The following is a 12,204-nucleotide window of genomic DNA, read 5'->3' as shown; positions in this document are numbered from 1 at the left end:
AAGAGCCTCTCCCGATGCCTGCGAGGTTAGCTGTCGGATTCGGATGGGAGTCACCCGGCCACTACGCCCCGCTGTTACGCGGAAGCTTCGTGACTTCACCCCAAGGCACGCTCGAAAGCGACCTAAAATGGGTTCCCCGTCTCTGCCGTAAGGTTTGTCTGCGAACGGATTCCGGACTGCGGCAGAGCTAGGCAATCAGGCCGGAAGTGCCCGCTACGTGGAACAGGCACAGGTATAACCGTACGCGATGATCACGCCGAAGTCACATTTAAGTAACGAGAACCGCGCCTCTGGCGTGTCGCGGTGACCATTTCGAGATCTTCGCAGCTACGTAGAAAACCCCGTTATTCCGCGGCGGAATCGCCCTCAGAGTCATTTGACGCAGCCAGTTTCCGGCGTGCTGTAACAGCCAGAAAAATAACGAGACCAACAGCAACCACGGCCAGCCCAACAATGCTCCAAGGGAAGGGCTGGGAGGCGTCGGCGGCAGGCTCGCTCTTGCCCGTTCCCGGCGCCCCGGTTCCTGCGGTGGGCACAGCTGCGGAGGATGAAGCCGGGGCCGACGGCGAGGCACCTGCCGAGCCACCCGGCGTCGTGCTTCCTGCGGTGGCGGTGAACGTAAAGGTGCCCTCGATGGGGTGGGAATCGCTGCTGACGACGCGCCACACGACGGTATATTCGCCGGCGGGAGCGCCTTCGCGCAGCTTCTGAACGGCCTGGTTGTCGATGATTTCCACAGGTCCGTCGGCCCAGTTTTCGCCGGCCGCCGTGACCGTCACGCCCGAACCGATCGCGAGCGGCCGGTTGTTGAACGTAATGGAGACCGACGCCGGAACTTCCGCCACCGCTGTGCCGTTGGCCGGCGTCGTGGATTCTGCGACGTCATGGGCAGATGCCGGGGCCGCGGAAAACAGCAGGGCAGAGGCGAAGGCAAGAGCGGCGACGACGGCGGCCAGAAGCGGGCGGATGGTACGCATGGGGCGGTTTCTCCTAGTGTTGGCTTCCTTACAGACTAGGCGAATCGTCCGGAGGCCCTTTACCGGACCGCATAGGATTTGAAAGCACACTCCCCTCGATCCCCGGAGTCCTTCATGCTTAAACAAGGTTCGGCAGTAGACCGCTACTTCAAAATTACTGAACGTGGATCCACGTACTCACGGGAAATTCGTGGCGGCTTCGCGACGTTCTTCGCCATGAGCTACATCGTGGTGCTGAACCCGTTGATCCTCTCCGGGGCTGATTCGAGCGGGGCGTCCCTTGGATTCACCGCCGTCGCCGCCACCACGGCGTTCGTAGCGGGCATCCTGACCATCCTCATGGGCGCCTGGGCCAAGCACCCGTTCGCCGTGGCAACAGGATTGGGCGTCAACGCGTTCGTCGCCGTGACAGTGGCCTCGCACCCGCAACTGACATGGCCGGACATGATGGGCCTTGTGGTGTTGTCCGGTGTGACCATGCTCATCCTGGTGCTCACCGGTTTCCGCACTGCCGTGTTCAAGGCCGTTCCGGAAGCCCTTAAGACCGCGATCGTGGTGGGCATTGGTCTCTTCATTGCGTTGATCGGCCTGGTCAATGCAGGGTTTGTCCGGCGGATTCCGGACGCTGCCGGCACCACGGTTCCCCTGGGACTTGGCGTGGACGGCAAGCTCATGGGCTGGCCTACCCTGGTGTTCGCAGTGGGCCTGATCCTGACCATCGCGCTGGTGGTCCGCAAGGTCCGCGGCGCCATCCTGATCGGCATTGTGGTTTCCACCGCACTGGCCGCCATCCTCGAATTCACCCTCCACATCGGCCCCAGCTTTGACGGCAAGAACGTCAACCCCCGCGGCTGGTCCCTGGTTGCTCCCACTCTTTCGGAGTGGGGCGCCCCGGACCTGTCCCTCATCGGCAAGGCCAACCCGTTCGGCGCCTTCGAGCACTTGGGGTTCATCGCCGCGGCACTGCTGGCGTTCGTGATCCTGCTGAGCATCTTCTTCGACGCCATGGGCACCATGGTGGGCCTGGCCAACGAGGCCGGAACTGTGGACAAGGACGGCAACATCCCCAACGTTGACCGCGTCCTCCAAGTCGATGCCCTCGGGGCGATCGTGGGCGGCGGCGCTTCGGTTTCCTCCAACCAGATCTTTGTTGAGTCCGGCGCCGGGATCGGCGAGGGCGCACGCACCGGCCTCGCCTCGATCGTCACCGGCTTGCTGTTCCTGGTGGCCATGTTCTTCACCCCGCTCATCAACCTCGTCCCGTTCGAAGCCGTGGCCCCGGCCCTGGTGGTTGTGGGCTTCATGATGGTTTCCCAGGTGGGCAAGATCGATTGGCAGGACTGGGGCGTTGGCATCCCGGCCTTCCTCACCATTTCCCTGATGCCGTTCACGTACTCGATCGCCAACGGCCTTGGCGCGGGCTTCATCTCCTACGTCCTCATCCGCACTTTCCAGGGCCGCGCCCGTGAAGTCCACCCCCTCATGTGGGCCGTGGCAGCTGCCTTCCTGCTGTTCTTCGGCATCGGAACTGTGGAGGAGTTGTTGGGGGTCAAGTAGGGAAGTCCGGGATTCCGGACACCCGGGTGATTGGATCGCTGGTTTTAGTGCCCGCCTTCGGGTGTGCTTAAGGCATGGAAACCAGCAGCATCCCCACTGTCGACGTCAGCCCCACACCCTGGACGGGCCGCTTTGACGGGGACGGCACCGAACACCGCCGGTGGTGGCAAGCAGTAGCACCCCTGACCTCGGCCACGCCGGCCACGTCCTCGCGTCCCGCCGTCGTGCTTGGTTTCTGCAGCGACGCCGGTGTCCTCCGCAACAAGGGCCGCGTGGGCGCTGCCGCAGCACCTGCCGCCATCCGTTCAGCGCTGGGGCCGCTGGCGTTCCACCTTGGCCGTGACGTGTTCGACGCCGGTGATGTGGTTGTGGAGGACGACTCACTGGAGTCGGGACAAGAGCGCGCCGGACGCGCCATATCGGGATTGCTCGACGCCGGAAACCTCACCGTGGTGCTGGGCGGCGGCCACGAGACCGCGTTCGCCAGCTACCTTGGGGTGGCCGGTTCTGAAGCAGTTCGCGGCAAAAGGCTCGGCGTACTGAACCTGGATGCCCACTTTGACCTGCGCGATGAGCCCACGCCGAGCTCAGGCACGCCGTTCCTTCAGATGGCCCACGCAGAAGCCGCCGCTGGGCGGGAACTGAAGTACGCCGTCGTCGGAATTTCGGAGCCCAACAACACGCGTGCCCTCTTTGATACGGCCGACCGCCTGGGCGTGAAGTACCTGCCGGACGAGCTGTGCACGCCCGAGGCTGTGGAGATTTTTGTTGCCGACTTCCTGGCCGGAGTGGACGTGCTGTACCTGACCATCGATCTGGACGTGATGCCGGCTTCGGTGGCACCCGGGGTGAGCGCCCCTGCTGCTTACGGTGTGCCGTTGCCGGTAATCAGCGCGGTCTGCCGCCAGGTTGCTGCGAGCGGGAAGCTGCTGCACCTGGATGTCGCGGAGCTGAATCCGGAGTTCGACATAGATCACCGCACCGCCAAAGTGGCAGCACGCCTGGTGAACACCCTGCTCGCGTAGAGAGGCGTTTAGCCGGGCCTGTTCCCGGGAACTTCCTCCGCATAGCCTGTGTGGAGGAAAGGAATGGCGATGCGCGCAGCGTCTGTGCAGGACAAGTGGGCCTGGGTGGCCGGCCTGGTGGCTGTAGCCCTGGGCCTGGTGGCGCACATGGTGGCCGGCGGGAGCGCACCCGCCATTCCCGTTCTCTTGGCCTTCGCCGCACTCGGCTGTTTGGCCGCCCAGCTGATCGCCCGGTGGGTGCACTGGCCCCTGTTGTTGCTGCTGCTCTCCGGCGTGGCCCAGCAGCTGTTGCACCTCGGATTCGACGCCTTTGGAGGCTACTTCCCCGGCAACGGTTTCCTGGACCACTTCCACGGAGGGCAGGCCCTGGGGGACGTACCTGAGGGTGCTGCGAGCAGTGGCGGGGACGTACATCTCCTTCTTTACACACACATGGCAGCGGCTATTCTCACACTGCTGGTGGCGTCTGGAGTTTCCAAAGTGGCCCGGCTGCGCTCCCGGACGGGATGAAGCCAGGGACCACGCGGGGGCCGCTGAGCCGCTGGAGCCTGTCAGTCACCGGAAGCAACGCAGGGCAACTTTCGCGTAGCGCGGCGACACCACCCCGTAGCGCGGCGACACCACTCCGTAGCGCGCCGACACCCTGCGTAGCCCCACGACAGTCTTCGAAACCAACTTTGCAACGCCCACTTGCCGGACCCTAATGTCGTTTGCACGTGGTGTACCCAAGAGGCCAGGGAGCTGCCTGCAAAGCAGCGTACGCGGGTTCGAATCCCGCCACCACGTCTCCTGGGCCCACAGCGGATCCCCCTCCGCCAGCACGCATCCACCGCAGGCTCCATATGAGACCCACATCACGGGACTGCCGGTCATCTTACAAATTTTCAGCCCCGCCCACTATGATTGATGGGTCGCCCTCGCATGCGGCACGTAATAGGAGGCCCCCCAATGACCCCTGCAATGATTGCAGAACGCGAAATTCGCCTGTCCTTTTCCAAGGCAGACGAGATCCACGACGGCCTTGACCGCGCCGTGGATGCCCTGATCGAAAGCGCAGCAGCTGACGCTAACTGCGGCATTCTGGTGACCCGGCACGAGCCCGGCACCTACACCGTGGCTCTGGACGAATCCGTTCCCTTCGGTCAGACCCGCGAAGTACTCGCTGCCTGATACCCCAACGCATCGCCGGCAGCGACGCCAAAAACCGGGGCCCGTCCCTTCCGCATCTACTACCCGCGGAAGGGAACGAGCCCCGGTTTCTGTTTAACAAGTACCTCGACGGTAACTGCAGCTACGCCCGGCGGAGAGTGACGCCGTCGGACTTCATGAACAGTTCCTTGCCCTCTTCGGTGACGCCCGAGCCGGAATGCTCAAGCCACACCACGTTTCCACTGCCGGAAACTTCCTCGACCCGGCCCGTCGCAACCACGTGGGCGTACTTGACCACTTCCACTGCCTCGCCAACCACCAGCGTTCGCCAGTCGGTGACCGTAGCCGTGTGAGCGCTTCGCCTGGACAGGACTGCACCGCGTGCCTTCATTGAACTTCTACCCCTTTGTGGATGTTCTCTGTTGTGTATTGAGTTGTGTGAACGGATGACCGTCAAGCCCACAACACCGTTGTTGTGGACGTGACGTACACCATAAGTTTTACTACATTTGCCACGCCCCGGTGATTGCGTTGCGAACAAAGACCGGGGCGTGGCAAATATGCCCATCAAATGAGCGTTTTATTCGACGTCAGGCCAAAATCCCGACGGCGGATTCGGCGGCCGCACGGACCGCGCCGGAGCCAACCAGACGGTCGGCCGCTTCCAGTTCCGGCGAAAGGAACCTGTCCGCGCCCGGGCCCTGGACCACTTCGCGCAGCACCTCAAGGACCGCCGTGCCGGCGGGACCAGGGGTGAGTTCGCCGTCGGACATCTGCGTGCGCATGTCGATGGCGCGGGCGCTGGTGACAAGCTCGACGGCGAGCACGCGGCGGAGGTTCTCCACGGCCTTGCGCAGCTTCCGGGCAGCATGCCAGCCCATGGACACGTGGTCTTCCTGCATGGCGGAGCTCGGGATGGAGTCCACTGATGCGGGAACGGCAAGTCGCTTGCTGTCAGAGACGAGCCCGGCTTGCGTGTACTGGGCGATCATCAGGCCCGAGTCCACGCCGGGATCGCCGGCCAGGAACGCCGGAAGCCCGTGGGAGCGTGCGGGGTCGAGCATGCGGTCGGTGCGGCGCTCGGCGATAGAGCTGAGGTCCGCCACCGCGATGGCCAGGAAGTCCAGGACATAGGCCACGGGGGCGCCGTGGAAGTTGCCGTTGGACGTGACGCGGCCGTCCGGGAGGACCACCGGGTTGTCGATCGCTGCGGCGAGTTCGCGGGAAGCAACCAGTGCGGCGTGGTCCACAGTGTCGCGGACAGCTCCGGCAACCTGCGGGGCGCAACGCAGCGAGTAGGCGTCCTGGACCTTGGTGTCGTTGATCCGGTGGGACGCGACGATCGGCGAGTTGGACAGCACACGCAGCATGTTGTCTGCGCTGGCAGCCTGCCCCGGGTGGGGCCTGAGTGCGGCGTGGAGCTCCGGCAGGAACACCTGGTCCGTGCCGAGCAGCGCCTCGACGCTGAGCGCAGCGGTGACATCCGCCGTCGCAAGCAACAAACGAATGTCGGCAATGGCCATCAGGAGCATGCCGAGCATGCCCTCGGTGCCGTTGACGAGGGCCAGGCCCTCCTTTTCGGCGAGGGTAACCGGCTCGATCCCGTGCTGCGCGAGCAGCTCAGCGACAGGTGCTTGTCCTGCGGTTCCGTACAGTTCGCCGTCGGGACCCATTGCTTCGCCTTCGCCCATGAGGACCAACGCACAGTGGGACAGCGGCGCGAGGTCGCCGGAGCAACCCAGCGAGCCGAACTCGCGGACCAGAGGGGTGATGCCGGCGTTGAGGACATCCACCATGGTCTGAAGGACCACCGGACGGACGCCCGTGCGGCCGGAAGCCAGGGTCTTGGCGCGGAGGAACATGATGCCGCGGACCACTTCGCGTTCAACGGCCGGGCCCATACCGGCGGCGTGGCTGCGGATCAGCGACTTCTGCAGCTGGGTGCGGAGGTCGTTGGGGATGTGGCGGTTGGCCAACGCACCGAAGCCAGTGGAAATCCCGTAGGCCGGGACGTCGCTGGTGGCGAGGTCGTCAATGTGGGCACGGACCTTGGCGACGTTGTCCAGGGCGTCCTGGGAGATGGTCACCTTGGCGTTGTGGCGGGCGACGGCGACGACGTCTTCCGGCGTGACGCCACTGGAACCAAGGGTGACGGTGAGCTGTTCGTTCGAGGTAATGGTCATGTTCTTACTTGCTCTCTGCGGATTCGTTCATGGGGATGCGGACGCCGCGTTCGTTGGCGACCTCGACGGCGCGGTCGTAGCCGGCGTCGACGTGGCGGATGACGCCCATGCCGGGGTCGTTGGTCAGGAGCCGTTCGAGCTTCTCTGCGGCGAGGTCGGTTCCGTCAGCAACGGAGACCTGTCCGGCGTGCAGGGAACGGCCAATGCCGACACCGCCGCCGTGGTGGATCGAGACCCAGGTAGCGCCCGATGAGGTGTTGATCAGGGCGTTGAGCAACGGCCAGTCCGCAATCGCATCCGAACCATCGGCCATGGACTCGGTCTCACGGTACGGAGATGCCACCGAACCCGAATCGAGGTGGTCACGGCCGATCACGATCGGGGCCTTGACCTTGCCCTCCTTCACCAACTGGTTGAACAGCAGGCCGGCCTTGGCGCGTTCGCCATAACCGAGCCAGCAAATACGTGCCGGCAGGCCCTCGAACTCCACCCGGTCCGCGGCAGCGTCGAGCCACTTGTGCAGGTGCTTGTTCTCCGGGAACAGCTCCTTGATGGCCTTATCCGTCACGGCGATGTCTTCCGGGTCCCCGGACAGGGCAACCCAGCGGAACGGGCCAAGGCCCTCGCAGAACAACGGGCGGATGTAAGCCGGGACGAAGCCGGGGAACTCAAACGCGCGTTCGTAGCCGCCCTTACGTGCCTCATCACGGATGGAGTTGCCGTAATCAAACACCTCAGCACCGGCGTCCTGGAACTCCACCATCGCCTGGACGTGGCGGGCCATGGAAGCCTGGGCTTTCTTGGTGAACCCTTCCGGATCCGCCTCAGCCTCGGTGTGCCACTCGGCCACGGTGATGCCCTCCGGCAGGTAGGACAAGGGATCGTGCGCGCTTGTCTGGTCCGTGACCACATCGAAGGTCACTTCCCCGGCCTTGTGGCGGCGGAGCAGTTCCGGGAACACTTCGGCGGCGTTGCCCACATAGCCCACGGACCAGCCGCGGCGCTCGTCCTTGGCCTTCTGGACCTTCGCGATGGCCGTATCCAGGTCCGTTTCGACCTCGTCCAAGTACCGCTTGCCGGCGCGGCGACGCAGGCGGGTCTCGTCGACGTCGACAATCAAGCAGGCGCCGTCATTCAGCGTGACGGCCAACGGCTGGGCGCCGCCCATACCGCCGCAACCACCGGTCAGGGTCAGGGTTCCGGCCAGCGGGCCTTCCGTGGAACCCGCAGCGGCGGGTGCCGGGTGGCCGGCGGTGTTCTGCCTGGCGGCAATCAGCTTATTCCCGACGGCGGCGAAAGTTTCGTACGTGCCCTGCAAGATGCCCTGGGTGCCGATGTAAATCCATGACCCGGCCGTCATCTGGCCATACATCATCAGGCCCTCGGCCTCGAGCCGGCGGAACTCAGGCCACGTCGCCCAGTCCCCCACCAGGTTCGAGTTCGCCAGGAGAACACGCGGCGCCCACTCATGGGTGCGGAACACACCTACGGGTTTGCCCGACTGCACCAGGAGGGTCTCGTCCTTCTCCATGGTCTCCAGGGTCCGGGTGATCGCATCGAACGCGGCCCAGGACCGGACAGCACGGCCCGTGCCGCCGTAAACCACCAGGTCATCCGGGCGCTCAGCGACCTCCGGATCCAGGTTGTTCATCAACATGCGCAACGGCGCCTCGGTCTGCCACGACTTGGCAGTGAGCTCAGTACCCCGGGCGGCCTTAACCGGACGGGCACCAGTAGTGAAATCGGCGGGTGCCATGGTGACTCCTTCGTCTGTGGGAAAGTGTGGTGGAAAGATCTTCTACCTCTACTAAAGCCCCTTTATCCCGCGGCTGGAACGGGTTTTGGGGTGGTGCTGTCCGGGATTACAGACGCACCCGAGTCCGGCTTGGTTGGCGCCTTTGGCGTGCCGGGAGGACCTGGCGGAAAGTTACTGCGCGGGCCGGCCGTGGATCCGGACCGAGAGCTCGTCTGCAGCCTTCCGGATCCGCGCAGCCAGCACCGGCCATTGCTCAGCAGGCACTTTGTCCTCCAGGAACGTGACGGCGACTGCCGCCGTCGGCCATCCCACATGGTCCGTCACGGCGACGGCAATGGAACCGAAACCGGGCGTCACTTCACCGTTTTCCGTCGCGTAGCCGCGCTGGCGTACCTGGTCAAGGTGGGAGGAAAGCGTTGAGTACTTCATGATGGGCGACTCCACCTCGTGCCGGGCAGTGAAGGCTGCGGCATTGGGGTACAGCGCCCGGACCTGGGACTTGGGCAGGGCAGCAAGAATGGCGCGGCCCGAAGCGGTGAGGTGGCTCGGCAGTCGGACTCCGACGTCGGTCACCAGACTGGGGCGGTTCTTGGCGCGTTCCTCCACGATGTAGAGGACATCGCGGCCATGGAGCACCGCGAGGTGCGCGCTCTCGCCAATCACGTCCACCAGCGACGCGAGCATGGGCCGGCCGAGCCGGGACAAGGGCTCTTGGCGGGAGTATGCGGAACTGAGTTCGAAGGCACTGATGCCAAGCCCATACCGTTGCTCTTCGTGCAGGTGCAGAACGAAGCCGTTGGCCTCCATCACACCCAACAGGTGATAGACGCTGGAACGCGGCAAACCCAGTGCAGTGGCAATATTCGACGCCGCCATAGGGCCCCGCCTCGAGGCCAGCAGTTTCAGGATCCTGAGGGTGTTTTCGGCGGCAGGGACCTTGGAACTGGCCTTGCCTGGTGCCACTGGCGACGTTGTCATGGTTCCTCACTGCTCGGGTCCGGGACCAGCGGACGCGGGGCTGTCCGGTATCCCGTACTCAAGCGTGCACCCTGTCGGGTCTCGCATCCAAGCCGCATGATCAGCATTGTGTCTGGGATGCCAGAACACTGCGAGGTGCCCGGGGCGGGCGGTGCCTGCGGCGGGCGGTGCCTGCGGCTCGGCGAAGCCTACGGCTTGGGCGTGGCCTTGGGCGAGGTAGTGCTGGCGGACGCCGACGCCGTGGCAGGAACCGGAACCTTACGGCGCAGCAGGAAGGTAATTGCTCCCGCAGCCGCCAAGACCAGCGCCACGATCAAGGCGATGGTCCAAGCTCCCAGCCCAGTGGATGACGCGGCCAGGGGCGCGGCTGCCTCTTGCGACAACGACTCCGCCGTGGCCGATTCGCTGGGCCACGTAGCTGCCGGCGGGACACTGGCATCCGTTGCCTCCGGGCGCTCAGCGGCAACGGGCTCACCATCGGGCGCCTCACCTGTGACGTCAAGCGCGACGGCGGGTACCGGCGCCTGCGGCCACGGCACCACCGTGGGAGCTGATGCGGAGAGTTCGGATGAATTACCCCTCGGCACGTTCAGCGGGAGTTTACCGCGAGCCTGCTCGGCCGCCGCTGCAGCCTCTGCCTGGCGTGCTGCTTCCGCGGCCCTCGCCGCTTCCGCCTGGCGTGCTGCTTCAGCGGCCCTCGCCGCCTCCGCCTGGCGCGCAGCTTCCGCGGCCTTCGCAGCGTCGGCGGCCTTCGCAGCGTCGGCTGCTATACCGGCGTCGAGCGCCGCCTTGTCCGCAAGTCCTGTGAGCTCGGTAAGCATGGCGTCAACCGACGCCACATGTGCTGCGGTGGCTTCGTCGCGCTTGGCGGCAGCAAACTGACCGCTGGCGGCGAATGCCCGGAGATCCGCGCGACTGCCTTCGAGGGCCACCGTGGCGGCCGCCCGAAGTTCCGGCCCGGCCTTGTCCAGGGATGCGTAGGCAAGGATGCGGTTGTCCAGATCCTGCGCGGTAGCAAACCCGTACTCCAGGAAGTAACGGACATCTGCGTGGCTGGCGGAGCCCAGGGCAAGGTCAGCGGCCTTGTTGACGTGGCTGCCGCCGAGGCTCAGAAGCTGATAAACACGCTGACGGTCCGCACCGAAAGCCGAGACTCCGCTTGAATCCTTCACAATGGCCTCGTCGTGGCCCTTGGCTATGAAAGCCTTGATCGCCGGGTCGCCCGCCAACAGGGCCTTTTCGGCAGCCTTTTTCACCTCAGGTGTGCCCACCAGCGCGAGATCCAGCGTCGCTTGACGGGCTTTCTTGATAAGGGCGTCAGGATCAGCATTGGCCGCAGCGAGGACTGCCAAAAGTCCCGGCAGCTCCTTGGCTGCAGCGGCAAACGCTTCCTTGGCAGGCTTCTCTGAAACCAGTGTCACGTTGTCCAGGGCGCCGCGCGGAACAGCATGGGCGCTCAGGAGGTCCCTGTCGGCAACCAAACGGGCCGAGTCTGCTGTGCGGGCAGCGGCGGCGGTGTTCCGTGCCTGCTCGACGGCGGTCTTCGCCCGGGCAGCGACGTCTGCGGTTCCCGCCGGGTTGGCCTTGATGTCAGCTTTGACCTGCTGGAGCAGCGAAGCAACGGCGGCCGATTCATTGTGGTGGTCGCCTGCGACGAACTGGCCGTAGCGGAGGTAGTCGGCAACCTTCGCGGCGTCGGCGGCGGGCTCTGTGGTGCCGAGTGCGGTCTTGGCTCCGGCTGAAACCGCGGGGTTGGGCGAGGCGATCAGTGCGTACGTCGCCTGCCGGTCCGACACCTGGGCCTTGACCTTCCAGCCGCTCAGGACGAACTCTTCGACTGCTTGCTGGCCTTCGTCAAGGCTCTTCTGAGCCTCGCGCTGAACCAGGCCATTGTTGTACTCGGTGAAGTAGTAGGCGACTGTTTTGAGGTCCACCCTCCACGTGCTCTCCCAGCCGGAGGCGAGGAACGCATCGATCAACGCGGGGTTGGCGGAGGCCAGAATCTCCTTCGCTTTCGAGCGCACATGCTCACTCCCCCGCTGCGTCAGCTCGGTGACCAGCTGCTTGCGGTCCGCTGCCAGCGGAGCGTCCTGTCCGCCGTCGACGAATGCCTGGACGGCCTGCGGGCCTCCAGCCAAGGCGGCAGCGGCGGCAGCGCGTGTTGCGGGGCCGGCCGTCTTCCACAACTGAACCACGCCAGCGGCGTCAGCAGCCCGCTGCACATACGCCGAGGGAGCCTGGGACTGGGTCGGGACCTCAAACGCCGGAATCTCGTAGGCCTGCGCAGGGGCGGCAAAGAGCAAGGATGCCCCGGCCACAAGAGCCACGGCGGCAGCGGCCCAACGGCGTCGGGTGTGGCGAAGTACAGAAATCAAAGGTCCCCCATAAGGATGCGATGGCAGCGCTGAATTCAAGGGGGGGCGACGCTGGAAGCGAGGGATGCCTGACCGGTTTGATGAGCTGTCCGCGGTCATCATATCCGACCCCGGACTATGACTTTGACCACCATCCTGCAAGGCAGCGCCCGCTCACAAAACGCACTGTCTGCGATCAAAGACACCAAACGTCCGTGAGTCCGA

At 65.0% G+C, this 12,204-nt stretch carries 10 protein-coding genes, 1 tRNA gene and 1 riboswitch; of the genes, 5 read left to right on the top strand and 6 right to left on the bottom strand.

From position 1 onward, the window contains the following. Window position 1: 1 nt before the first annotated feature. A riboswitch (cyclic di-AMP (ydaO/yuaA leader) is annotated at window positions 2–194 on the bottom strand. A 150-nt stretch (window positions 195–344) separates the two neighbouring features. Next, a complete protein-coding gene (locus BLQ01_RS15520; RefSeq protein WP_091552698.1) occupies window positions 345–977 on the bottom strand; it encodes a copper resistance CopC family protein in 633 nt (210 codons plus the stop codon). A gap of 114 nt (window positions 978–1,091) precedes the next feature. Between BLQ01_RS15520 and BLQ01_RS15515 the strand changes: the two genes are divergently transcribed. The 5 genes from BLQ01_RS15515 to BLQ01_RS15495 all read left to right on the top strand — a co-directional run bounded on the left by BLQ01_RS15515 (window position 1,092) and on the right by BLQ01_RS15495 (window position 4,729). Continuing rightward, complete coding sequence (locus BLQ01_RS15515; protein ID WP_026542068.1) at window positions 1,092–2,534, top strand: NCS2 family permease; 1,443 nt, start codon at window positions 1,092–1,094, stop codon at window positions 2,532–2,534. A gap of 74 nt (window positions 2,535–2,608) precedes the next feature. Then, the gene (gene hutG, locus BLQ01_RS15510) at window positions 2,609–3,559 is read left to right on the top strand and encodes a formimidoylglutamase (RefSeq protein WP_091552696.1); all 951 of its coding nucleotides are present in this window, start codon (window positions 2,609–2,611) and stop codon (window positions 3,557–3,559) included. A 69-nt stretch (window positions 3,560–3,628) separates the two neighbouring features. After that, window positions 3,629–4,069, top strand: coding sequence for a hypothetical protein (locus BLQ01_RS15505; protein WP_091552695.1), 441 nt, complete (start codon window positions 3,629–3,631; stop codon window positions 4,067–4,069). A gap of 205 nt (window positions 4,070–4,274) precedes the next feature. Next, window positions 4,275–4,345: transfer RNA gene (locus BLQ01_RS15500), tRNA-Cys, on the top strand. 162 nt (window positions 4,346–4,507) lie between these two features. After that, window positions 4,508–4,729 (top strand): hypothetical protein, encoded by a 222-nt coding sequence (locus BLQ01_RS15495; RefSeq protein ID WP_026542070.1) that lies wholly within the window; start codon window positions 4,508–4,510, stop codon window positions 4,727–4,729. 121 nt (window positions 4,730–4,850) lie between these two features. Here the strand turns inward: BLQ01_RS15495 and BLQ01_RS15490 are convergent, their stop codons facing one another. The 5 genes from BLQ01_RS15490 to BLQ01_RS15470 form a co-directional block, all read right to left on the bottom strand. Further along, a complete protein-coding gene (locus BLQ01_RS15490; RefSeq protein WP_026542071.1) occupies window positions 4,851–5,099 on the bottom strand; it encodes a hypothetical protein in 249 nt (82 codons plus the stop codon). 199 nt (window positions 5,100–5,298) lie between these two features. Further along, window positions 5,299–6,891: a histidine ammonia-lyase gene (hutH, locus tag BLQ01_RS15485; RefSeq protein WP_091552693.1), complete on the bottom strand. Its 1,593-nt coding sequence runs from the start codon at window positions 6,889–6,891 to the stop codon at window positions 5,299–5,301. A gap of 4 nt (window positions 6,892–6,895) precedes the next feature. Then, window positions 6,896–8,647 carry a urocanate hydratase gene (locus BLQ01_RS15480; RefSeq protein WP_091552692.1) on the bottom strand — a complete coding sequence of 584 codons (1,752 nt, stop codon included), beginning with the start codon at window positions 8,645–8,647 and terminating at the stop codon, window positions 6,896–6,898. Between the two features lie 171 nt (window positions 8,648–8,818). Beyond that, window positions 8,819–9,625 carry an IclR family transcriptional regulator gene (locus tag BLQ01_RS15475; protein WP_026542074.1) on the bottom strand — a complete coding sequence of 269 codons (807 nt, stop codon included), beginning with the start codon at window positions 9,623–9,625 and terminating at the stop codon, window positions 8,819–8,821. A gap of 188 nt (window positions 9,626–9,813) precedes the next feature. Beyond that, on the bottom strand, window positions 9,814–12,000 hold the full coding sequence (locus BLQ01_RS15470) for an ALF repeat-containing protein (RefSeq protein WP_254779489.1): 2,187 nt from the start codon (window positions 11,998–12,000) through the stop codon (window positions 9,814–9,816). Window positions 12,001–12,204: the final 204 nt, after the last annotated feature.

Source organism: Arthrobacter sp. UNCCL28 (assembly GCF_900102805.1).
GTDB classification, from domain to species: domain Bacteria; phylum Actinomycetota; class Actinomycetes; order Actinomycetales; family Micrococcaceae; genus Arthrobacter; species Arthrobacter nicotinovorans_A.
This window is presented reverse-complemented; position numbering and strand designations above follow the sequence as displayed.